Source organism: Paractinoplanes brasiliensis (assembly GCF_004362215.1).
GTDB classification, from domain to species: domain Bacteria; phylum Actinomycetota; class Actinomycetes; order Mycobacteriales; family Micromonosporaceae; genus Actinoplanes; species Actinoplanes brasiliensis.
Map to the genome: position 1 here is coordinate 3,055,880 of NZ_SNWR01000001.1, position 23,173 is coordinate 3,079,052.

Annotated in this window: 17 protein-coding genes; 4 read left to right on the top strand and 13 right to left on the bottom strand. The window is 70.1% G+C overall.

Going from position 1 to position 23,173, the window contains the following annotated elements; translation table 11 throughout:
• Positions 1–2: 2 nt before the first annotated feature.
• The gene (locus C8E87_RS13595; protein WP_133873435.1) at positions 3–764 is read right to left on the bottom strand and encodes a DeoR/GlpR family DNA-binding transcription regulator; all 762 of its coding nucleotides are present in this window, start codon (positions 762–764) and stop codon (positions 3–5) included.
• A gap of 265 nt (positions 765–1,029) precedes the next feature.
• Between C8E87_RS13595 and C8E87_RS13600 the strand changes: the two genes are divergently transcribed.
• Both C8E87_RS13600 and C8E87_RS13605 read left to right on the top strand, forming a co-directional pair.
• Positions 1,030–3,267, top strand: a complete 2,238-nt coding sequence (locus tag C8E87_RS13600) for a putative bifunctional diguanylate cyclase/phosphodiesterase (RefSeq protein ID WP_239080377.1) — start codon at positions 1,030–1,032, stop codon at positions 3,265–3,267.
• Positions 3,268–3,750: 483 nt separating this feature from the next.
• Positions 3,751–4,929: an aminoglycoside phosphotransferase/kinase family protein gene (locus C8E87_RS13605; protein WP_133873436.1), complete on the top strand. Its 1,179-nt coding sequence runs from the start codon at positions 3,751–3,753 to the stop codon at positions 4,927–4,929.
• Here C8E87_RS13605 and C8E87_RS13610 read toward each other — a convergent pair.
• Entirely contained in the window at positions 4,902–7,208 is a 2,307-nt protein-coding gene (locus C8E87_RS13610) for a putative bifunctional diguanylate cyclase/phosphodiesterase (protein ID WP_133873437.1), read from the bottom strand. The genes C8E87_RS13605 and C8E87_RS13610 overlap by 28 nt on opposite strands.
• Positions 7,209–7,399: 191 nt before the next feature.
• Here C8E87_RS13610 and C8E87_RS13615 point away from each other — a divergent pair, with 191 nt between their 5' ends.
• Positions 7,400–7,852, top strand: coding sequence for a GNAT family N-acetyltransferase (locus C8E87_RS13615; protein ID WP_341771734.1), 453 nt, complete (start codon positions 7,400–7,402; stop codon positions 7,850–7,852).
• Positions 7,852–8,880, top strand: coding sequence for a pseudaminic acid synthase (pseI, locus tag C8E87_RS13620; RefSeq protein ID WP_133873439.1), 1,029 nt, complete (start codon positions 7,852–7,854; stop codon positions 8,878–8,880). The genes C8E87_RS13615 and pseI overlap by 1 nt, the downstream gene beginning before the upstream one ends.
• A 46-nt stretch (positions 8,881–8,926) precedes the next feature.
• Here the strand turns inward: pseI and C8E87_RS13625 are convergent, their stop codons facing one another.
• The 11 genes from C8E87_RS13625 to C8E87_RS13675 all read right to left on the bottom strand — a co-directional run bounded on the left by C8E87_RS13625 (position 8,927) and on the right by C8E87_RS13675 (position 23,071).
• A complete protein-coding gene (locus tag C8E87_RS13625; protein WP_133873440.1) occupies positions 8,927–10,792 on the bottom strand; it encodes a class I SAM-dependent methyltransferase in 1,866 nt (621 codons plus the stop codon).
• Complete coding sequence (locus tag C8E87_RS13630; RefSeq protein ID WP_133876807.1) at positions 10,792–11,631, bottom strand: hypothetical protein; 840 nt, start codon at positions 11,629–11,631, stop codon at positions 10,792–10,794. Before C8E87_RS13630 ends, C8E87_RS13625 begins: the two co-directional genes overlap by 1 nt.
• Before the next feature lie 372 nt (positions 11,632–12,003).
• Positions 12,004–14,175 carry an MMPL family transporter gene (locus C8E87_RS13635; RefSeq protein WP_133873441.1) on the bottom strand — a complete coding sequence of 724 codons (2,172 nt, stop codon included), beginning with the start codon at positions 14,173–14,175 and terminating at the stop codon, positions 12,004–12,006.
• A 71-nt stretch (positions 14,176–14,246) separates the two neighbouring features.
• The gene (locus tag C8E87_RS13640) at positions 14,247–14,891 is read right to left on the bottom strand and encodes a LuxR C-terminal-related transcriptional regulator (protein ID WP_133873442.1); all 645 of its coding nucleotides are present in this window, start codon (positions 14,889–14,891) and stop codon (positions 14,247–14,249) included.
• 27 nt (positions 14,892–14,918) lie between these two features.
• A complete protein-coding gene (locus tag C8E87_RS13645) occupies positions 14,919–16,238 on the bottom strand; it encodes a sensor histidine kinase (protein WP_133873443.1) in 1,320 nt (439 codons plus the stop codon).
• Positions 16,239–16,303: 65 nt separating this feature from the next.
• Positions 16,304–18,646, bottom strand: a complete 2,343-nt coding sequence (locus C8E87_RS13650; protein ID WP_133873444.1) for a hypothetical protein — start codon at positions 18,644–18,646, stop codon at positions 16,304–16,306.
• A 5-nt stretch (positions 18,647–18,651) separates the two neighbouring features.
• Positions 18,652–19,839: an acyl-CoA reductase gene (locus C8E87_RS13655; RefSeq protein ID WP_133873445.1), complete on the bottom strand. Its 1,188-nt coding sequence runs from the start codon at positions 19,837–19,839 to the stop codon at positions 18,652–18,654.
• On the bottom strand, positions 19,836–20,873 hold the full coding sequence (locus tag C8E87_RS13660; RefSeq protein WP_133873446.1) for a LuxE/PaaK family acyltransferase: 1,038 nt from the start codon (positions 20,871–20,873) through the stop codon (positions 19,836–19,838). Before C8E87_RS13660 ends, C8E87_RS13655 begins: the two co-directional genes overlap by 4 nt.
• Positions 20,870–22,099: an AMP-binding protein gene (locus C8E87_RS13665; protein WP_133873447.1), complete on the bottom strand. Its 1,230-nt coding sequence runs from the start codon at positions 22,097–22,099 to the stop codon at positions 20,870–20,872. Before C8E87_RS13665 ends, C8E87_RS13660 begins: the two co-directional genes overlap by 4 nt.
• Positions 22,096–22,833, bottom strand: coding sequence for an SDR family NAD(P)-dependent oxidoreductase (locus tag C8E87_RS13670; RefSeq protein ID WP_133873448.1), 738 nt, complete (start codon positions 22,831–22,833; stop codon positions 22,096–22,098). Before C8E87_RS13670 ends, C8E87_RS13665 begins: the two co-directional genes overlap by 4 nt.
• Positions 22,826–23,071: an acyl carrier protein gene (locus C8E87_RS13675; RefSeq protein ID WP_133873449.1), complete on the bottom strand. Its 246-nt coding sequence runs from the start codon at positions 23,069–23,071 to the stop codon at positions 22,826–22,828. Before C8E87_RS13675 ends, C8E87_RS13670 begins: the two co-directional genes overlap by 8 nt.
• Positions 23,072–23,173: the final 102 nt, after the last annotated feature.

Below are 23,173 nucleotides of genomic sequence, written 5' to 3' on the forward strand. Positions count from 1 at the left end.
TCTCAGACCCGGATGACCTGGGGGCCCAGCCGGGAATAGCGGTTCGCCTCGGAAACCGGTAAAGCGGTGTCCGTGACCAGTGACTCGAAATCAGATATCTCGGCGAATCGGCAGAATGTGCGTACGCCGAATTTGGTGTGAATGCCGACGAAGACGCGGCGGCGGGCGGCGGCCACCGCACGCGCCTTCACGTCCGCGACGGCCGGGTCGGGGGTGGTGAGGCCCACCTCTCGCGAGATCCCGTTGGCCCCGATGAAGGCCAGGTCGATCACGAAGCTGGAGAGCATCTTGCCCGCCCACTGGTCGACGGTGGCCAGGGTGCGCCCTCGCACCCTGCCCCCGAGCAGCAGCACCGTGGCCGGCGTGGAAGCGGCCAGCCAGGCCGCGGTGTTGAGCGAGGCGGTGACGACGGTGAGCGGACGGTCGGTCGGCAGGGCCTCGGCGATCAGCTGCGGCGTGAAGCCCTCGTCGATGAAAATCGTCTCCGCGTCCCCGATCAGGCCGGCTGCGGCCGCCGCGATCCGGCGTTTCTCGGGAACTCCGCGAACGGTCCGCATCGCGAGGTCGGTCTCGAATTTCGCGGTCTCCACCGGGTACGCCCCGCCGTGCGTACGCCGGATGAGACCGTGCTTTTCCAGAAGGCGCAGGTCACGGCGGATTGTTTCCGCCGAGACGTCGAGCTCGGCGGCCAGTTTCGCGACCTCGACCTCGCCGTGCCGGCGGGCCAGCGCGACGATCTGATGCTGCCGCTCGTCCGCATTCAATTGCCGTCACCTCCGCCCTCGTTGAACCGACCTATTTGTAACACCGGAGAAACCTGTGGCCTCCATCACAAGCTCCGCTACTTCGTTGTTTACTTGCCCGTTTACCCGGGCGGCAAGGTCGAGCAAGATCACCACAAAATACGGCCAAGCGCCCATATCGTCTGACCGTTTACCCGGAAAGCGTGACCACATCGTGCCCGGTCATGTGAGCTCGGGCGTACGTCGTTTCCCTCATGTGCGCCACCGCCGGGCCGACATACATCCCGTGCGAGCGACGGATCAACTGACAGAGTTCCTGTCCGCGGTGGCCGACCGGCCCGCGGGTCCGGCTGCGCACCACGCCGCCGTCGAGTGCGCCGCCCGCGCGCTCGAGGCCGACGTGTCCGTGCTGATGATCGACGGCGCCGTGGTTGCCTCGACCGGGCTGCCCGCCGAGGAGGTGCCGGCGTACACGCTGGCCGAGATCGCCATCGGCCGCCGGGCCACGCTCGAACTGGGCGACGGCGATTACGCGGTCACGTTCGCCACCATCGCCGGCACCAGCCCCGGCGTCCTCGTCCTCGGACGGCTCAGCGGCCCATTCACCGCCGAGGAGGTCTGCCTGCTCCGGGGCATGACCCGCGTCCTCGAACTCAGCCTCCAGTCGCTGCACGTCATCGAGTCCGAGCGCCGCTACGCCGAGGAGAACGGCCGGCTGCTCGGCTACATCGACCACGGCCGCCGCGTCTTCGAGGAACTGGGCGCCGTCCAGCGCGCGATCGGCCGCCGGATGCCCGTGCCCGAGGTCTTCGACCTGGTCGTCACCGCCGTCCGGGACCTGCTCGGCGTCGATATGGTCGCGATCAGCCTGGTCGACCGCGACGACCGGTCACGGCTCGGCATCGCCGCTTCGACCGGCTTCCCGCCCGAGGCCATCGCCACGCTCCAGCACATACCCCTGCCCGCCGCGGGCATCTCCGGCCTGGCCATCCTCGGCGACGAGCTGGTCGCGGTCGAGGACTACGCCGCCTCACCGATCGCCCTCCCGCCCCGCACCGCGACCAGGCCAAAATCGGTCATGGCTACCCCGGTGCGCGAGAACGGGCAGGTCGCGGGCAGCCTGGTCGTCTGCTCGGTCGGGGCCATCCGGGACTGGGACAAGCCGGCCCGCGAGATCCTGCAGGCCTTCGCCGACCACCTCAGCCTCGCGCTGACCGACGCCCGCACCCAGGAGGCGATGGGCCAGGCATTCCTCGACACCCTCACCGGCCTGGCCACCCGCGCGCTGTTCCAGACCCGCATGGAGGAGGCGCTCAGCCCGTCCGGGCCGGGCGGGGCGGTGCTCTTCGTCGACCTCGACCGCTTCAAGTTCGTCAACGACTCACTCGGCCACGCGGCCGGCGACGCCCTGCTCACCGGGGTGGCCACCCGCATCCAGAGCTGCCTGCGCGAAGGTGACACAGCCGCACGGCTCGGCGGCGACGAGTTCGCCGTCCTGCTGCCCGGCGTGCACAGCGCCGACGAGGTGACACCGATCGCCGAACGAATCCTGGCCGCCCTGCGCGAGCCGTTCGACCTGCTCGGGGCCGAGACCTACATCAGCTCCAGCATCGGGGTCGCGTTCAGCGCCCCCGGTGAGCACGCCGGCGCCGTGCTCATGGTCCACGCCGACCTCGCGATGTATCAGGCGAAAAAGCTGGGCAAGGACCGGTACGAGGTGTTCGAGCCCGCCATGCAGCAGGCGTTCCAGGCTCACATCGCCCTGGAGGCCGACCTGCGCCGCGCCGTCGTGCGCCACGAGTTCGAGCTGCGCTACCAGCCCATCGTGCACCTGCGAACCAACGAGATCACCGGCGTCGAGGCGCTGATCCGCTGGATGCACCCCGAACGCGGAATCGTGCCGCCGATGGACTTCATCCCGCTCGCCGAGGAAACCGGCATGATCGTGCCGATCGGCGAATGGGTGCTGCGCGAGGCCACCGCCCGGGTCGCCGAATGGAACGCCCGCCGCGTCGGCACGCCCCTGTCGGTGAGCGTCAACCTGTCGGCCGTCCAGCTCGAACAGGCGGCTCTGATCCAGGTCGTCGAGTCGGCCCTGAGCGACGCCGGCCTGGCGCCCGCGCAACTGGTGCTCGAACTCACCGAGTCACTGCTGGTCGACCACCGGCCGTCCACGCTGCGGCGCCTCGAAGGACTCAAGGCCCTGGGCGTACGCCTGGCGATCGACGACTTCGGCACCGGGTACTCGTCACTGGCGTACCTGCGGCGTTTCCCGGTCGACATCATCAAGATCGACAAGTCCTTCGTGGACGACGTCGTCGACGAGCCGACCGCGGCGGCCCTGACCAACGGCATCATCCAGCTGGGCCGCGCGCTGCAGCTCTCGACAGTCGCCGAGGGCATCGAACATGCCGGCCAGCTGACGTCCCTGGCGGGCGGCGACTGCGACATGGGTCAGGGCTACTACTTCGCCGAGCCCCTGACCGGAACCGCCCTCGGCGAGTTCCTCTTTCCGCCGGCCTGACTGCTTCCGCCGGCCTGCCCCGCTCTCCCCCTGCCCGCTTTGCTCAGCCCGCTCCCCCTGCCCGCTTTGCTCGGCCCGCTCTCCCCCTGCCCGCTTTGCTCAGCCCGCTCCCCCGCTCTCCCGCTTTCCTCAGCCCGCTCTCCCCCTGCCCGCTTTGCTCGGCCCGCTCTCCCGCTCTCCCGCTTTCCTCAGCTCGCTTTCCCCGGCCCGCTCCCCCGCTTCCCGAGCCTCGCTCTGCCGCTGCCCTGCTTCCCGTTGGCCCCGCTTCCCTGCCTCTGTCTCGCAGCCCCTGTTCCGCTGAGCCCGAAAACAGATCTTGTCGGGTTCGAGTTCCGCCACCACCTCCCCCACCCGCCCTGGGTGAAAGGAATAGGCCGGCGCGAGCCTATGCCGGCGCTGGTGTAGGGCCTCGGGTTATCCACAATTCGGGGTTGTCCACAGGGCTCCCCACGGGCGGGGCGTCGCTGGGCCAGAATGCTCGGCATGCGTGAGCGACCGGACGGACTGAGCGACAACCAGCTCGTGCGCGGGCTCGCCGACGGCTGGGGTCTGCGTGCCCGTGAGCTCGCCTTCCTGCCGGTGGGCGCCGGTGGCTACCACTGGGCGGTCGACGATGCCGACGGGGAGCGCTGGTTCGCCACGGTCGACGTCACGACCGATCCGGATCGGCTCTCGCAGGCCCTCAGCACCGCCATGGCGCTGGATCTTCCGTTCGTGCTCGCGCCGGCGCCGGCCCGCGACGGGGCTGCGATCCGGCGTCTCACCTCACGTCACACGCTGGCGGTCTATCCCCTGGTCGACGGGGTCGCTGGTGATTTCGGGCCACATCCTCCGGCTGAGCGCGAGCGGGTGCTCGATCTGCTGATCGCGCTGCACCAGGCCGCGCCGGCTGTCGCGCCGCCGCGCACCGATCTGCGGCTGCCCGGGCGGCCGGCGCTGGAGGAGGCGTTGGGCGATCTGGTCGGCCCCTGGCGTGGTGGGCCCTACTCGGAACGGGCGCGCCGGGAACTGGCCTCTCAGGCGGGGCGGGTCCGCGGATGGCTCGCCGAATTCGACCGGCTGGCCGGTTTTGCGGGCGACCCGGCAGGGTGGGTGGTAACACACGGCGAGCCGCACCCGGGCAACGTGCTGCGGGCACCGAGCCGCCCACCCTCCGTGGACCAGCCCCGCACGAGCAGCCAGCCGGATCGAGCCGGCGAACACGACCCGATGGGCAGCTTGCGGGCTATCGGCGAACCGGATTCGACCGGTGAAGCCTGTGCAACCGACAGACAGGCCGCGGTCAGCGAAGGCACCCCGAATGCGTACGGTGTATCAGGCGCGCCTCGGAGGCTTGAGGCGTCCGGCGGGACGAGGGCTTGGGATGAGCCCGATCGGCTCTGGCTGATCGACTGGGACACCGTGATGGTGGCGCCGGCCGAGCGGGATCTTTGGATGTTGACCGGCAGCATGATCGGGGCGACGGGGGACGACCCTGCGCTGCTCAAGCGTTACGAGCAGCAGACCGGCCGGGCCGTCTTCCCCGAGCTGATCGCGTTCTATCGGCTGTGGTGGGTGCTGGCCGACGTCGCGATCTACGTCGACGAGTTGCGGGGGCCGCACGGCGAGAACGCCGATCTGGCCGCCTCCCTCGCCTACTTGACCGGCAACCTCCGAGAATGATGTGGGCTCCCACCGTGAGCCGGCATCGGGGCGGGCGGCAGCAAGGCCTCGAAGTCGGCCGCCGGCAGCGGGCGGGCGAACAGATATCCCTGCGCGGCCCGGTAACCGAGCTCCCGCAGGCGGTCGGCCTGTTCCTCGGTTTCGACGCCCTCGGCGACGGCGTGCAGGCTCAACGCCTGGGCCAGGTGCGCGACGCCCGCGGCCACCGTGATCCGGTCGTCCGGCGCGGCCTGGGTGAACGAGCGGTCGAGCTTGACCTCGTCGACCGGCACGTCGTGCAGCAGGCTGAGCGTCGAGTTGCCGGTGCCGAAGTCGTCGAGCGCGAGCTTCACCCCGAGCCCGCGAAGCGAGCGCAGCGCGGCGTCGGACTCGCCGGGTTCGACCGGCATCGACTCGGTGACCTCGAGGGTGACCCGTCCGGGAGCGATGCCGTACTCCGCGAGCAGGTCCGCCACGTACGGGGCGAAGTCGGGTTCACGCAGGTCGCGGGCCGAAATGTTGATGCTGATGACAGTGTCGGCGGGCCACTGAGCCATCCGGCGCAGGGCGGCGCGCAGCACCCAGCGGCCCAGCGGGACGATCAGGCCGGTGCGCTCGGCGACCGGGATGAAGGCGTCGGGCGCCAGCGTGCCGTGTTCCGGGTGGGCCCAGCGCACCAGCGCCTCGGCGCCCAGCACACGGCGGTCCTTGTCGAGGGTGACGATCGGCTGGAAGAGCAGGAACAGCTGGTCGTCGCGGATCGCGGCGGGCAGGTCGGCGCCCAGCTCGGAGTGGCCGGCCGAGGTTGCGCCCATTTCGTGCTCGTAGTGCAGCGACGCGGTGCCGGGGATGACCTTGGCCGCGTACATGGCGATGTCGGCCTGCCGCAGCAGCACGCTCGGGTCGTCGCCCGCGCGGCCGTCGGCGATGCCGATGCTGGCGCGGATCGGCAACTCGTGCCCGTCGGCCAGGACGGGCGCTTTCAGGGCCTCGATCATGCGCTGGGCGGCCAGGTCGGCGGCGGCCGGGTCGGCGCCGTCGAGCACCACGACGAACTCGTCGCCGCCGAGCCGGGCGACCGTGTCCTCGGCCCGTACGCAGCCGTTCAGCCGCTGCGCGACCGCGATCAGCAGCTGGTCGCCCACCTCGTGGCCGAGCGTGTCGTTGACCTCCTTGAAGTCGTCGAGGTCGATCAGCGCGACGGCGACGGGACGGCCGTCGGTGGCCTCGACGGCCCGGCGCAGCCGCTCGTGGAACAGCACCCGGTTGGGCAGCTCGGTGAGCGCGTCGTGGGTCGCCCCGTGGTCGAGGCGTTGCAGCAGGCGACTGTTGTCCTGGAACGCGGTGATCTGCCGGAGCACGACGACCCCGGTCAGCAGCACGGCCGCGACCACCACGATCCGGCGGTCGGTGCTGTCGTTCTGCCAGGTCACCATGAGCAGCAGCCCGTCGACGGCGGCGATGGCCGTGTACGGCAGGAAGCTGAACGGACGCCGGCGGACAGGCTTGGCGCCGCGTTGCGGGCCGGTCCTGGCCGCGCGCTGACGACGAGCGGCGATCACGCCGCAGTAGAAAAGCGCCGGCAGGTCGATCATGTCGGGGAACAGGTTGGGGTCGAGCGCGGTGATGAGCGGGCGCAGGATCGGCGGCCCGACCGCGCCGATGGCCACCGCTACCCCGATCATGCGCAGGGCGCCCGTGTCGATCTGGTTCTGGCTGGTCAGCAGGAACTTCGCGACGGCGAACACGGCGAGCAGCGCGAGCAGGCTCAGTGCCAGCGAGGGGAACAGCATGCGTGGGTCGTCGTCGTCGAGCGCGTATCGGGCCGAGAAGTGCCACAGGAACACGGCACAGGCCAGCATGACGGTGCTGGCGTCGAGCACCACCCGGAACAGGTCGCCCCGGGTCTGCTGGCCGAAAGGCAGGCGCAGCAGCGCGTACATGACGAGCAGCACGGCGACGCCCTGGAAGATGATCTGCCCGGGCCCGACACCCGCGTTGGCCGGGTCCTCCGCGGCGAGCGTGTGCATCGCCTGCGCAGTGTTGCCCAGGCCGACGGGGAGGCAGACCAGCGCGATCCGGTTCCAGAACTGCCGGACCGGCGGCGCCAGGTGTTCGGCGCGCGCGGTCCGCCGGCTTTCGATGCCGAGCACGGCCGCGCCGAGGATTCCGGGCAGCCAGAGAAATATCCAGGGGATCACCGGCGAGATCGCGTTGATCGTTACTGCGATCAGCGTGAACAGCAGTAATGCCCCGGACGCGAGGAGTGGTCGGTCGGGCCGGCTCCTGAACACGTCCATCCGTCCGCCCCTTCGAAAGAAAAACGCTTCCCGTTTGATCGGCGGACGCGGGGCGGGGGTGAGGAATCGAGCTGTGAGCTGGATCCCCGGCAAGAGCGGGGGGCTCCGGCAAGAGCGGGGCGGGGTGAGGAATCGCGCTGTGAGCGAGGTCCCCGGCGGGACTGCTCGCCGGGCGGCCATACTTTGTCACTGTGCTGCGACCTGCGACCTACGCCGAACGGGACATGATCCTGCCCTGGCGCAACCACGAGTCGGTGCGTGCCGTGAGCCTGACCACGCACGAGATCAAACCCGAGGAGCACGCGAAGTGGTGGGAAAAGCGCTGGCGTGATGTGCTGATCTACGAAGACGATCGGGGCGCGCCCGCCGGTGTCGTGATCTTCGACGGGAACACGTGGTCTTTCTACCTCGACGTCGCCGGCCTGGGTGACAGGCTGCTGGCGGCGTGGATGCGGCTGGAGAAGGAAGCCGTTGAGTACGCGTTCGGCACACTGGGCCTGGAAACCTTGGGCGGGGAGACGCTCGCCGACAACAAGCAGGTGCTCGCGCTTCACCGCCGGTTCGGCTTCAAGGAGACTCGGCGCTATGAACGACTCGTCGACGGCGAGATGAAAACCGTCGTCTGGACGGAGAGAGGGAAGTAATGACTAAGTTCGGGCCCGACAAGCGGCCGTACATCGTCGCGGAGATGTCCGGGAACCACAACGGCTCTCTCGACCGGGCGCTCGCGCTGGTCGACGCGGCGGCCGACGCCGGCGCGGACGCGATCAAGATCCAGACGTACACGGCCGACACCATGACCGTGGACGTCAAGCACCCGCGCTTCCAGATCTCCAAGGGTCACGAGCTGTGGTCCGAGGCTTACCTGTACGACCTGTACGAGCGCGCCCACACGCCGTGGGACTGGCACCAGCCGATCTTCGAGCGCGCCCGCGAGCGCGGCATCACGCCGTTCTCCAGCCCCTTCGACCGTACGGCGGTCGAACTGCTCGAGAAGCTCGACGCCGAGCTCTACAAGATCGCGTCCTCCGAGATCACCGATCTGCCGCTGATCCGCCTGGCCGCGAGCACCGGCAAGCCGATCATCATCTCGACCGGCATGGCCTCGGTGAAGGAGATCGCCGCCGCGGTCGAGGCCGCCGAGAGCGTGGGCGCAACCGACATCACGGTGCTGAGCTGCACGGCTTCCTACCCGGCGCCGCCGGAGTACACCAACCTGCGCCGCATCCCCGTGCTGGCGCAGATGCTGGAGCGCCCGATCGGCCTGAGCGACCACACGCACGGCATCGGCGTGCCGATCGCCTCCGTCGCGTTCGGCGCCTGCCTGATCGAGAAGCACGTCACGCTGGACCGCGCCGACGGCGGTGTCGACTCGGCCTTCTCGCTGGAGCCGGCCGAGCTCAAGGCCATGCGCGTCGAGTCGGAGCGGGCCTGGCAGGCGCTGGGCACCACGCACATCGGCCCGACCGAGGCGGAGAAGGAGGGCCTGCGGTTCCGCCGGTCGCTCTACGTGGTGGCCGACGTCAAGGCGGGCGACCAGGTCACGCCGGAGAACGTCCGGTCGATCCGGCCGACCGGCGGGCTCGAGCCCGACGCGATCGGGCTGGTCATGGGCCGCACCTTCACGGCCGACGCGGCCAAGGGCACCCCGCTGAGCTGGGACTTGATCTAGCGCACGAAAAAGGGGGCCGCACCAGCGGCCCCCTTTCAACGTCGATTCAGCGTACGGCGTTGGACTGCGCCTCGGCGGCCTTGCGAGCCCGCCGTCCGCGCATGAACTTCCGCCCGTCCCGCATGATCACCCGGTAGCCGCTGCGCGCGACCCAGAGGAACCGGCCGGCCCAGGTCTTCTTGTAGAACTGAACCTCCCAGTCCATCTTGCTGACCTGCAGGTCACGCGACTTGATGATCTGCTCGGTCCACTCCATCATCGCCAGCAGGTGGCTCGCCTCGTACCGCTGGCGCCACAGCGCCTCGGTGAGCTCGCGGAAGCCGGCCACGTCGACGGCGGCCGAGCCGGGCGAGACGGCCAGCAGCTGCAGCCGCCGGTCATGCTGGTCGGACAGACCCAGGCCGAACTCGGCCGTTTCCAGCCGCACGTGCAGGTCGACGGCGGCACGGACCCGCTCGGCGTCGATGCCCATGCCGACCATGCCCAGGATGATCGCCGTCAGGTCGACCGCGTTCGACGTGATCGGCCACGGGTGCGACTGCCCCGACGTGATCAGCTGAACGGCGAACTGCCAGACCGCGCGGATCTCGGCAATCTCGAGCGACACGGGCTCGATCGGCTCCCAGTTGGTCGGCAGCACGGCCGGGCCGTCCTCGGTGACGAAGACGTCGGCCAGTCCGGCCAGAGCCACCGGGCCCGCGAGCAGACCGTCCTGAGCTTGAGCACGCAGCCAGGCGTCGTACTGGGAAAGCTCGATACGCATCTGGCGCACGTTGCTGCTTGCCGCGAGGTGCAGCAGGCGCTCCTCAAGCACGTAACCCACGTCGGCGCCGGGCGCCTTGGGCTCGCTGATGCGGCGCAGGCCCTCGCGCTCGATCGAACCCTCGAGCGGCGACAGCACTGTCGTGCGGACCTCGTTGCCGGCCGAGGCGACCTCGTAGGCGAAGGTGCCGTGGACGTCGCCGATGAGCAGCTCGTGCCGCTCGACGGCCGGGGCCTCGCCGGGACCGCGGGCGATGACCAGCCAGGCCGGGGCGACCGTGGCCTCGGCGCCGGCCCGCAACGCCCGGTTGACGAGGCGGCGCGGGTCGCTGAGCACCGGGCGGCCGCGGAAGGCGGCGGCGAACGCCTGCGACAGGGCCGTGCCGAGGCGCGGACGCAGCGGGGAGGAGACCTCACCCAGCAGACCCTCGCCGACCAGCACGGACGGCGCGGCGGGCTCGGGGAACGCGGCGTACGAGGCGGCGACCGTCAGGCCGGCCTGGCCGAGCCGCGCGGCCAGCTGCTCCGGCGAGGCCGGGCGCTGGGTGTCGTACTCGTCGTCGGCGACGTACCAGTCCGAGTCGAGACGCTCCCGGGCGCCCGGCTGGAGGCGGACCGTGTGGTGCACGCCGAGGCGGTTGTCGTGCATGAGCAGCAGGACGCCGTCGGGCTGGACAGCCTCGGCAAGCCGGTCGACGAGCTGGGCCGCGTTCATCTGCTCGCCCTCGGCCGAGTTCAGCCGGTCGACACCGTCGGCCGCGACCACCAGGTCGAACTTCTCGGCCGCGTCGAGCTTGACCGCGGCGCCGGCCAGGACGGTGACCCGCGAGTGGTTGCGAGCGGCATCCTCGGCGTCGATCAGCGAGCGGAGCAGCCAGGACACCGAGGCGCCGGTGTCGGCCAGCGCGGTCACGACTTCCTCGCTGTGCGGGCCGGCGACCAGGACCGTACGGCCCGGCCCGGCGTACTGGCGCAGCAGGTGGCGAAGGACGGCGCCGCGCGGCAGCGACTGGCTGCGCTGCGGATCGCGGTCGCTCCAGGCGAACATCTCGCCGCCGATGCGCCGCAGGTTGTTCACCGGCGGCGCGGAAAGCGCGGCTGCGAAGTCCGTACCCTGGTTGGGAAGCAGGGCAGCGGAGCGCTCCGACATCACTTCACCCTCTCTGTGGAAGCGGGCCAGCCCAGAATGGCGCGCAGTTCGTCCGGATGGGCCAACTCGTCGGCGCCCAGCTGCTGGCGGGCCAGCGCGTGGGTGACGGCGTTGTCGGTCTGGTACCCATAAAGCTCAGGCCACTGCCGGCGCAGACGGGGCTCGCCGCCGAACGTGGGGTCAGCGTTGTCAAGGACCATCGGGTCGCCGTAGACGGCGGCCTCCCGGCCGGCCAGAGCGCCGTACCAGACCGCGCTGCACAGCCGGTTCGACACTACCCGGCGGTGGCGACGCAGCTCCTTGAGCTGACCCACCAGGAAGTCGCGGTTGTGATCCCGCCACCAGAAACCGCGGTAACCGTGACAGATCACTCGGAAACCGGCGTTCTCGTAGATCTTTCGCACGCTCTTCATCCTGTACTCGTTCCAGTACAGGCAGGCAGTGACCGGGCCGGACTCGGCCGCCTTGACCTCGTCGATCAGCTTCTGGTGGTCGCCGCTGATCTGCTGGCCCTCCCACCCGTGGAACGGGTAGAAGATCGTGCCCTCGGGCTCGGGCGCGTCGTCCGGCTCGGGCTCCATCTCCAGCAGGTACGCGAAGGGGGCGCCGACCACGATGACGTCGCGGCGGCCCTGCGACCAGGACCGGCGGCGGGTCTCCTCGGACCAGACGAAGATCTTGCTGCCGCCTACGAACGGCGTGCCCGGGGCCAGGCCGTCACCCATGTTCCAGCCGTGCTGGAGATAGCCCTGCAGGCGGGGCGGATGGAGCGGATCGGACAGATCGCAGTAGCGGGCCAACAGGTGGGCGTGACCGTAGTGATAGTTGGCGTGATGCATTCCCTCGTCCATCGCCGGCTGCTGGTGGCGCCATCTCGGTTCGCTCGGGGCGCACGATTTTGCCGGGCCTGGCCCTGCCACGGCCCGTCAAGTCGACGCCGAAAGGTACCACCCAAGGTTAAGTTCCGCGCGCACCGTTAGGGAATCGTTCCCCTGTCGTAGCGGCGAGCCGTACCGCCGAAATGTCCGTACACAGCCCGTGAACGGCCCGGAAACCCGCCCGGCAAACCCGCGCCACTGTGTCGGATATCACCTGATCAGCCCATAACCTCCGACCGGAGGGCACTTCTCAAGATCGCCGCCTACAGTGGACACTTCTGAACCGGGCCGGGGTGGACGCCGCCACGTGCGCCCCGGCCCACCACCCTCCCGCTAAACCGCGGCCAGCTCAGGTTCCCGGTCGTCACGGTCGGTGACGACGGGCGCCGGCGGCTCGTGCGCGATCTGCGGCAGCCAGCCCAGCCACCTCGGCAGCCACCAGTTCTTCTCGCCCAGCAGCGCCATCACGGCCGGCAGCAGGACGGCCCGGATGATCGTCGCGTCGAGCAGCACCGCGGCGGCCAGGCCGATGCCGAGCTGCTTGGTCGAGGCCAGCGGCAGCGTCGCGAACAGCGCGAACACCGCCACCATGACGACCGCCGCGCTGGTGATCACACCGGCCGTGCGGCCGATGCCCTCGCGCACCGCCACCTTGGTCGGCAGGCCCCGGTCGTGCCCCTCACGGATCCGGCTGAGCACGAACACGTGGTAGTCCATCGAGAGCCCGAACAGGATGATGAACAGGAACAACGGCATCCAGTTGACGATCCCGTCCGCGGCCTGGAAGTCGAGCAGGCTCTCGAAGTGGCCGTACTGGAAGACGAAGACCAGCATCCCGTACGCCGCGGCCACCGAGAACAAATTGAGGACGACCCCGGTGATCGCCACCACAACCGACCGGAACGAGACGAGCAGCAGCAGGAAGGCGAGTCCGAGGACGAAGCCGAACACCCACGGCATGCTGGCGTCGAGCCGGGCGTGGAAGTCGGCCTCGCCCGCCGCCGGGCCGGTGACCAGGGCCGTGAAGGTGCCGAAGGCCGCCGGGACGATCGTCTCGCGCAGGCGGGTCAGATCGGCGTCATCGGCCATGCCGAACGACACGACCGCCACCGTCCCGGCCGGGTTGATCCGCGTCTCGACGGGCCCGGCGAGACGGCCGTCGCTCGCCTCCACCTCCGCACGAAGGCGAGCGACCGCGGCCTCGAACGCCGGCGTACGCACCGACGGCGCCTCGACCACCACCTCGACAGGCGCGGTCTCACTGGGGAAGGCCTCGTCGACCGCCTTGTACGCCTGCACGATCGGCGCCGTGGCCGGCAGGTCCTCGATCCCCTCGGCCTTGGTCTTGAGGTCGAGCATCGGGGCGGCCAGCACGGCCAGCGCCCCCACGGCCAGCACGGCCGAGATCAGCGGCTTGGCCAGCACCAGGCGCAGGAAACCGTTCCAGAGCCGGCCGTCGCTGCGGCGCCGATAGAGCCCTGGGATCTTGATAGCGTCGACCCTGTCCCCCAGCGCCGAGAGCAACGCTGGGAGAACGGTCAGCGAGCCGAGCACGGCCGTCGCGACGACCAGGATCGTGCCGACGGCGAAGCTGACGAACGTCGTGTCGTACGTGAGGAACATGCCGGCCATCGCGACGATCACGGTGAGACCGGAGATCCAGATCGAGCGGCCCGAGGTCTGCGCCGCGATCACCAGGGCGCGGTGCGGGTCGGCGCCGTTGCGGCGCTCGTCACGCTCCCGGCGGATGTAGAAAAGGCAGTAGTCGACGCCGACGGCCAGGCCCACCAGCAGCATGACGTGGGCGGTGGTGTCGACGGTCGGCGCCAGGTGGCTCGCGAAGGCCAGGAGGCCCATCGCCGCGACCACGGCCATGATGGCGAGCAGGACGGGCAGCAGCGCGGCGACGACCGCGCCGAAGGCGACCAGCAGGATGCCGAGGGTGACCGGGATCGAGAGCAACCCGAGGGTGTTGAGGCCCTGGTCGAGCTTGTCGCCGATCAGCTTGTCGCCGCTGGCGTCGCCGCCCTGCGCGATGTAGAGATCGGGGTGCGCGGCCTGCACGCGGGCAACCGTGTCGAGCGAGGGCTGCACCCGCTCGGAGGCGTCCTCGGCGTCACCGGCGATGGCGAAGGTGACCAGCGAGGAACGGCCGTCGGGCGACACGATCGGCTTCTGGACGTCGATGACGTCCTTGGTCTTCTTCAGCCCCGCCGTCACGTCGGCGACCGCGGCCGTACGGTCGTCGCCCGCCCGGTTCTGCACGATGACCATCTCGCCGGCCGGCCGCTCCGGGAAGCCGGCCGCCTCGACGATCCGGTCGGCTTTCCTGCTGTCTCCGTGACCCTGGTCGGCGCCGGTGGCCTCGACCGTTCCGAACTGTCCGCTGAGGACGGTGACAGCGATGACGAAGGCGATCCATCCGAGGATCGCGAGCGTCCGATGGCGGGCGCTCCACAACGCGGCGCGGGCCGCGATTCCCTTGACTTCTCCGGGGTTCTCCATGGCAACGACGCTATGAAGAGCGGCCGCACCGATCGATCCCGCTGCCCCGCGTATCGATGGTGGGGTTACCCCTACCCCTGGAGGTAGGCCAGCACCGCCATGACGCGGCGGTGCTGCTCGTCGTCCTGGTGCAGGGCCAGCTTGGTGAAGATGTTGCGTACGTGCTTCTCGACCGCGCCCTCGGTGACCACGAGCTTGCGGGCGATCGCGGTGTTCGACATGCCCTCGGCCATCAGTCCCAGCACCTCACGCTCGCGCGGGGTCAGCGCCCGCAGCGGGTCGTCGCGGCGACGGCGTACGAGCAGCTGGCTGACCACCTCGGGGTCGAGCACCGTGCCCCCGCCGGCCACCCGGCGCAGCCCGTCGAGGAACTCGGCGACCTGGGACACCCTGTCCTTGAGCAGATAGCCGACCGCGCCCATGCGGTCGGCCAGCAGGTCGTCGGCGTAGGACACCTCGACGTATTGCGAAAGCACCAGGATCGGGGTGCCGGGCACCAGGCCGCGCGCCTCCACCGCGGCCCGGAGCCCCTCGTCGGTGTGCGAGGGCGGCATGCGGACGTCCACGATGGACACGTCCGGCTTGTGCCCGGCGATCGCGGACACGAGGGAAGGCCCGTCGCCGACGGCCGCCACCACGGTGTGGCCGTTCTCCTCGACGAGCCTGACGAGTCCCTCACGCAACAGCACCGCGTCGTCGGCAATCACCACTCGCATCAGGTCATGCTGTCAGATCTCCGGGATTCACACGGGCAGGGCCGCGGTGAGCCTCGTCCCTCCGCCGGCCGGGCTGTCGACGTCGAGCACCCCGCCCGCAGCCCGGACCCGGTCGTCGAGCCCGGCCAGCCCGTGGCCCTTGGCCAGGCTGGCGCCGCCCACGCCGTCGTCGGCGATCGAGACCAGCAGGCCGCTGACGTTGCGGCGGACGCTGACGTGCACCTCGTTGGCGTAGCTGTGCTTGGCGACGTTGGTCAGGGCCTCGGCCACGACGAAGTAGGCGGTCGACTCGACGGCCGGCTCGAGCCGCTCGGCGACCGGCGCGTCCAGGTCGACCGGGATGGTGCAGCGGCTCGCCAGGGCGGTCAGTGCGGCCTGCAGGCCGCGGTCGACCAGGATCGGCGGGGCGATGCCGCGGGACAGGGCGCGCAGCTCGTCGAGCGTCTCGCGGGTCTGGGTCAAGGCCTCGGCCACGGTGGCGCGGGCCGCCTCGGGGTCGGTGGCGAATTGCTGCTCGGCCCGGCCCAGGTCCATGGCCAGGCGCACCAGGCGCTGCTGCGGCCCGTCGTGGATGTCGCGTTCGAGCCGGCGCAGCGCGGTGGCCTCGGCCGAGACGGCGGCCGCCTTCTGCTGCTGGGCCACCTCGCGGGCCGCGTTGGCCTCGGCCACCTGCTCGCGCAGGTCGTTCACGCCGTTGAGCAGAGCGCGGGCGAAGTACGCCTCGAGCAGCGCGGAGGCGCGGACCACGGGGTAGAGCGTGCCGGCGAAGAAGACGCCGCAGGCGAAGTAGAAGAGCAGGCGGGTGGCTGTACCGTCGCCCATGCCGAGCAGCTCGGGCAGGTCCTGATTGTCCGGCGGGTGCGGGATCGACCAGTCCCAGAGCACGACCGTGAGCCCGCCGAGCGCGCCCGCCCACCAGGTGACGACCAGGCTGAACGAGATCGTGCTGGGGATGAACCGGAACATGCCGTGCAGCATGTCGAGCCAGGTCTGACCGTCGCTCAGCGGCGTCAGCGTCTTGCGCAACGGGCTCGCGCCGGCCGGGGCCTTCTTGTAATAGGGGTGCGGCACCTTCTGGCCGAAGACCGGGCCGATGCGGGCCCGCTCAAGCGTCGCAAAGCCGCGGGCCGTCACCAGCGTGGCCACCAGGATCGGCAGGCCGACCCAGATGATCAAGGTGCCGACACCGGTCCAGAACAGGGCCGAGAACAGCGAGACGGTAAGGATGCCGATCGGGAACCCGATCAGCACGTACTGCGTGTCGATGCCGACCTGGCGGGCCAGGCGCACAAGCGGGGAGCGCTGGGTCGGGGAGGCGTACGTCGTCATGTCCTTGACGCTAGGCATCGGCGGGCTCCGTTCCGATCCTGCTCGCCGCCGGATCGACGGTAGGGTTAACCCCACCGTAAGGGTCAGGGCAACTCGTAGATCGTCACCGGGCCGGACGTGAAGCGGACCTTGGCCACCCGCGCGAGGTTGGACGAGACGATGCCGGCCGCCCGGTCGTCGGCGAACAGCCACTTCACGTCGTACAGGCGTTTCATCTCCTCGATGTCGGCCTCCTGGCCGTTCGCGAAGACCTTCTCGTTGAGCATGTAGCGCTCGAAGTCGGGGGCCGGCTGCCGCATGTAGCGCTCACCGTTCACCCCGTCGAGGGCGACCGCCTCATCGGTGTAGCCCCAGCTCTCGATGACCGTCCGGCGCCCACCCAGCCCGGCCACCCAGAACGCGCGGGCGTCGCAGCCGGAGGTCCAGTCGATCGGCGTGCAGTGCACGTTGGTGGCGACCACGTCGTCCCGGCCGGTGTTGGCGGCCAGCCATTGCGCGGCCAGCATCTCCTCGGGCTCGATGAGCTTGCCGGGGTCGTCCTCGACGGGCGCGGGGACGCCGGACAGAGCCGCGTCGACCTGGTCGAACTGGCGTTGGGCCCCGCCGATCAGCCCGGCGCCGAGCACCGCGGCCAGGATGCCGGCCGGGAGCGCCCGCCATGGGGTGCGGCCGGTGAAGACGCGGCGCAGGATCAGCGCGATCGCTGCCACGCAGACAGCCACGATCGTCGTACGGACGAGGGGTTCGGCCAGGATCAGGGCCCAGCGGACCACCCGGTCGACCTGCGGCACATACATCTGCGGGATGATCAGCGCCCAGATGCCGCCGGCCAGCACCCCGGCCAGCACCGGTCGCCAGCTGCGCGCGGTCGCGGCCATGATCCACGCGACCGCGACCGTGCCGAACGGCGCCGCGCTGATGTAGAAGTAGATCTGGCTGGCCGACGGGTGCCAGAGCAGGAACGTCGCCCCGGCGCCGGCAGTGGTCATGCCGGCCAGCAGCCACATCGCCGGCTCGGTGCGGGTGGGCCGGGCGACGAGGCCGGCCACGGCCAGCGTGCGCGGCGCCTGCATGATCAGCCACCAGATCAGCACCCCGGCGATGAAGGCGCGGCCCGCCGTGCCGGTGTGCTCCACCCCGTACGGGATCAGGATGTTCTTGTCGATGACGTCCTGATAACCGATCGTCTGGCGGTACGGCACCACCCAGTACAGGATGGCGAGCGGCTGGAAACCCAGGGTGCCGGCCCCGCCACCGGCGAAGAGCCGGAAACCGAGCGCCACGGCCGCCAGCGTGAGACCCAGCAGCGCGAGGGTGGGCAGCAGACGGCGGCGGTAACGGAAAGCGACGAGCACGACCGCGGCGAGCAGCCCGGCCAGGAACGGCGGCAGCGCGCTCGACTTGGCGCCGGCGCAGGCCAGGGCGAGCGGGAAGACCATCAGCCAGGACCAGCCCAGGGCGCGGCCCCGCAACACGTCGACGGCGAGGATCACCAGAAGCGCCAGCAGCGGGATCGCGTACGTCTGGGAGGGGCTGTACGGGCTGACCGGGTTGACGCCGAGTGGCGTGGTGGCCGCCCCGAGCAGCATCGGCAGCCCCAGGATCGCGACCACCCCGCCCAGTGCTCCGGCCCACCATTTGCCGCTGAGCGAGCGGGTCAGCGCGGCCGTGACCAGGACCCCGGTCGCCGCCACCGGCACGATCCACAGCCGCAGCAGCACGACGGCCGGGTCGATCTTGGTGATCATCGAGGCGACGGCGATGTCGGCGTCGGAGAGGTAGTGATAGGTCAGCGAGTCGCCGGCCATCTGCGGCACCTGGAACGGCATCGAACGCGTCATCTCGTGGACAAGCGCCAGGTGATACCAGAGGTCCTGATAGATCGCGCCCCCGGCGGGCGGCAGCGGCGTGTCCGTCCAGCTGGGGTACTGGGCGCCGACCAGCAGCACCAGACCGGCGGCGACGATCCACGACCAGCGCAGCGGCAACGGGCGGGGCCGGCTCACCCGCCAGTGTTTGTGCAGCCGGGGAACGGCCAGGAACGGCACGACCAGCAGCGCCGGCCACCACGGCAGCAGAACCTGGGTGCCGAGGAACGCGCACAGCGCCCAGCCGCCCAGCATGATCAGCAGGCCGGTGGCGGCGCCGAGGCCGAGATCCTCGGGCACGTTGCCCCGGCTGCCCCGCACCCAACGGTGGATCAGGGTGCCGGGCAGCACGATGTCGACCGCGAAGTAGAACGCGTAGAGCGCGATGTCCCGGCCCGGGACACCCGTGTTCAGCAGGGCCAGGACGAGCGCGACGGCCGGGAAGACCCAGGGCAGGATCGCGAGGGGCCACCGCAGGCGGCGGCGGGCCGGGGCCGGGCGTGGCGAAGGATCCGCCGAAGGCGTCGCGACGGGCGCCGCCTCGGCGGTATCGAGCACGGCCGTCACTCTACGAGAGTCGTCAACCGGGTGAACTCGCGCGGCAGGTCGTAGCCGTCCCAGATGGAGCCGAACGTGAGCGCCTGACCGAACGGGACGATCCGGTCGACGCCGCGGCCGCCCAGGGCCAGCGCGAACTCGCGCAGCTGCTCGCTGGTGAATCCGAAGTGGCTGAACGTCTGGTCCTGCCGGTTCATCGCGGGCACCAGCTCGAGCAGGGAGCCGACCTCGGCGAACGGGAAGGCCCCGGCGCCGATCCAGCGGCGCGGCGCGTCCGGGACGGTGATCAGCGACATCGCGGTGACCGAGTTCGCCGGGAACTCCATCGCCGAGATCGCGCCGGTCGCGGCCATCCCGTACGCGTTGACGCGCTTCTCGACGGCCATCGCCGCGTCGATTTCCCAGCCGCGCTCGCCGACCATGCTCAGCAGCAGCTCGACGAACTCGGCCCGCACGTCGTCGGTGTTCTCGCCCACCAGGAAGACCGTACGAGGTGAGGAGCACGCGGCCTGGTCGAACCAGTACGAGTCGTTGGTGAACCCGAGCACCGCGGCGCGCCGCTTGGCCGGGTCGGCCGCGCGCCAGCCGTCGGCCGAGAGCGCCGCCCACGACGTACGGTCGGGGAAGGTGAGGTCGCGGGCCGAGGGGCGCAGCGGGTGCTTGCGGATCGCCTCGACGGCCGAGTCGCCGCCCCAGATGACGCGCAGGTCGGCCCACTGGCTGAGCGCGGCGGTGACCTTGTCGTCCCGCCCGTACGTGATCATGCGCTGGGTGCGGGCGATCACCGGGTCGGCGTCGGCCAGCACCTCGTTGAGCGCGGTGAGGATCGTGTCGGCCGCGGTGGCCGAGCGCTCCGAGATCCGTACGACGTTGTGGTTCCCGGCCAGCGCGGACAGCGCCCACGAATACACGAAGATCGTGTCGACGTTGGCCGGCGGGATGTGGAAGACGTTGCCGCGCGGGAACACCAGCGCGTCGCGTGAGCGCATGTGCTCGACGGTGCGGTGCAACTCGGCCGGGCGCAGGAAGAAGCCGAGCGAGCCCAGCTCGGGGTGGCGCCGCGCGACGGCCGGGGCCAGCAGCTTGCGGGCCAGCTTGCTCAGGAAGTCGATGACGCGGGGGTCGCCGACGGTGAGCCGGTCGTCGGAGGGGGCGGTCAGGTCACCCTCGACACCGAAACGGTACTGGATCACGCCGCCTCCCTGTACGTGTCGGAGCAGCCACGCGCCTCGGCCCGCGGGAGCCGGCCGAGCACCGAGAACCGCTTGCCGGGCCAGTCGCCGTCGTCGACACCGTGCACGACGCCGAGGTCTTCGGTGAGCAGCACGTGGCCGGGGTAGGACGTCGGCAGCGTGCTGATGACCTCGATCAGGCCGGGCTTGCCGACCGGCTGCTCGGCCCAGGTCTCGGGGTCGCGGATCACCACGTCGGCGAAGTCGGGGCAGTAGAGCGAGCCCCCGTTCGGCCCCTCGAGGAAGATCGTGCCGATCTGCTCGATCATGCCGTAGTAGTTGTGCACCTTGGTCAGCCCGACACCGGCCAGGCGGTTGCGGAACTCCTCGGGCGAGACGGCCTGGTCGACCAGCTTCTTCCAGCCGCCCGAGTGGATCAGGATGCCGTTGCTGAGGTCGAGACCGTTGTCCTTGGCGACCTCGTAGAGGTGCAGCCAGACCAGGTAGGTGAAGCCGAAGATGAGGAACGGCTCGTCGCCGTACTGCTCGAGGAAGCCCCGGAGCGCCTCGACGTCGACGTGGCCCTCGTTGTCGAGCGCCCAGACATGGTTACGCCCGAAGTTCGACATGCCGAGCACCCCGGCGCCGCGGGCGCTGAACGACTTGCGGTCCTTCAGCATCGCCTTGGTGTCGACCAGGATCATCGGCAGCCGCTTGGGGCCGAGCACGGTCTGCACGGTGGCGCCCAGCTTGCGGGTCTGCTCGGCGGCCGCCGCCTTGTCGAGGTAGATCTTGCTGACCTCGGCGCCGGTGGTGCCGCTGGACGTGAGGACCTTGTACACCTCGTCGTCCGGGATGCTCTTGAGCTCGAGGTTCTTGAACAGGCGCACCGGCAGCCAGGGCAGCTGAGCGACGGAGGTCGCCGGCTCGTAACCGGAGGCGGCGAGGATCCGCGAATACGGCTCGCAGTTCTCCCGGTGATGCTCGGTCAGCGCGGAGAGCTCCTTGAGCAGGACCTCCTCCTTCGCCGCCTGAGGCAGGGTGAAGACACTCACAACGAAGACTCCAGCGCCCGATAGTCGATCTTGCCGTTGGGAAGCAGCGGCAGCGACTCAACACTACGCACTACGACGCCGGAGAAATGTGTCCCGAGCCACTCGGAGATCTTGGTGCGCAGCCCGCGCGCCTCGTCGTCCGAAATGCCCTCGGCGAAGACCTGCAGCTTGTCGTCGCCGGCCACGGCGGCCACCGGGAAGTTCTTCTCCACGTCGTCCAGGTTGATCCGGACGCCGAAGACCTTTCCCATCCGCTTGGTGCGGCCGGTGATGAACAGGAAACCCTCGTCGTCGATGCGACCGAGGTCACCGGTGTGCAGCACGCCACCCTGCACGTCGCCCAGCGCGAGATCGGCCGCCGTGTCGGCGTAGCCCATCATCACGTTCGGCCCGCGATAGACGACTTCGTCGTCCTCGATGGCGAAGGCGCCGCCGGGCAGGGCCAGGCCGACCGAGCCGGCCTTCTCCTCCAGGCGCTCGGGGGGCAGTGTCGCCATGCGCGGGGCGGCCTCGGTCTGGCCGTACATCACGTAGAACCGGCCGCCGACGGTCGCCATCCGCTGCGCGAAATCGGTCACCAGGTCGGCCCGCAGGCGGCCGCCGGCCTGGGTCAGGGTGCGCAGCGTCGGATACTTGGCCGGGTCGAAGCGGAGCCGGCGCAGCATTTCGTACTGATAGGGCACGAACGCCATCGACGTGACGCCGTGCTCGTTGACCGCGGTCCAGAAGTCGCGCTGCATGATGCCGGTGCGCTCGAGCACCACGGTCGCGCCGCTCAGCAGGTACGAGTTGAGGACCGACATCCCGTACGAGTAGAAGAGCGGGAGCGTCGTGATGGCGACCGAGTCCGGCGTGATGTCGAGGACCTGGGTGATCTGCTCGGCGTTCGTCCGTACGGCGTCACGGGACAGCCGCACCAGTTTCGGGTTGCCGGTCGAGCCGCTGGTGGTCAGCAGCAGGGCCAGGTCGGGGTGCACCTCGGTGGTGGTGAAGCGCTCGATCAACTCGATGTGATCGCCGTCGGGGTCGAGCAGAACGACGGGACGACCCAGCCGGAACGCCGCAAGATAGCGGGCGATCGACGGCAGGGTCGTCTCGAACGGGTGAAACACCACCCCGCCCGGCTCGGAGGCCAGGGCCGCGGCCGCCGCCTCGATCATGTCTTCGGTCAGCGTCTCGCCGGTGGCCGCGTCCACGACGCGGGCACCGGGGTGGAGCAGGTTCACAGCGTCAGTCCTCCGTCGACCCCGAGCACCTGGCCGGTCACGAACCGGGCCTGCTCGGAGAGGAGGAACGCGATCACGTCGGCGACCTCGCCGGGCTCGCCCAGCCGGCCCAGGGCCGTGTCGGCGATGCGTTCCTCGCGTCCTTTTTCGTCGAGAGTGTCGAGCATGTCGGTGGCGATGAAGCCGGGCTCGACGGCGTTGACCCGGATGCCCTGCTTGCCGAGCTCCTTGGCGGCCGAGCGGGCCAGCGCGGCCACGGCCGCCTTGGAGGCCGAGTAGACCGCCTGGCCGGCGATGCCCCGCGAGGCGGTGATCGACGAGACCAGGACGACGGCCGGGCTCTTGCCCCGGGCCAGCAGGCGGGCGGCGCCACGCAGCGTGTAGACCGCACCGGCGGAGTTCACCGCGAACAGGCGCTCGATCGTCGCGTCGTCGGTCATGCCGAGCATGCCGGCCGCGTGCGTGCCCGCGTTGACGACCAGCGCGTCCAGGCGCTTGAAGTTCTGGAAGGCCAGCTGCACGAGCGCCTTGCTGGTGGCCGGGTCGGCAATGTCACCGTGACCGCTGAGGGCGGTTACGCCATACTTGCCGGCGAGTTCCTCGGCGACGGCCGCCACCGCCTCGGCGCCGTGGCCGTGCAGCACGAGGTCGTGCCCCTGCTCCGCGAGACGCGTTGCGGTGGCCCGACCGATTCCCCGGGAGGCGCCTGTTACCAGGGCCACCCGATCACTCATTGAAGTCAACCCCGTACTTACCGAGGATGCGGGTCGCCTCGGTGAAGCTCGACATGTTGATGACGTCGTCTGTGTCAATCATCACGGAGAACTCGTCCTCGATGGCGGCCACGAGGGACATGTGAGCGAGGGAATCCCACTTCTCGTTGTCCTGGTATTGCAGGTCGTCCACGGGCGCATCCGCCGGAAGGTCCAGCGCCGTGCGGAACGCCTCGCGCAGTCTCTGCAGGTCACTCACAGGGGTACTCCAAAGGGCCGGGTGAACAGAGGATTCTCAACCTCGTCGTACGCGGTTTACTGATGGGCAATGCTAGCCGAACGCCAGGTTAACTAAGGTTTG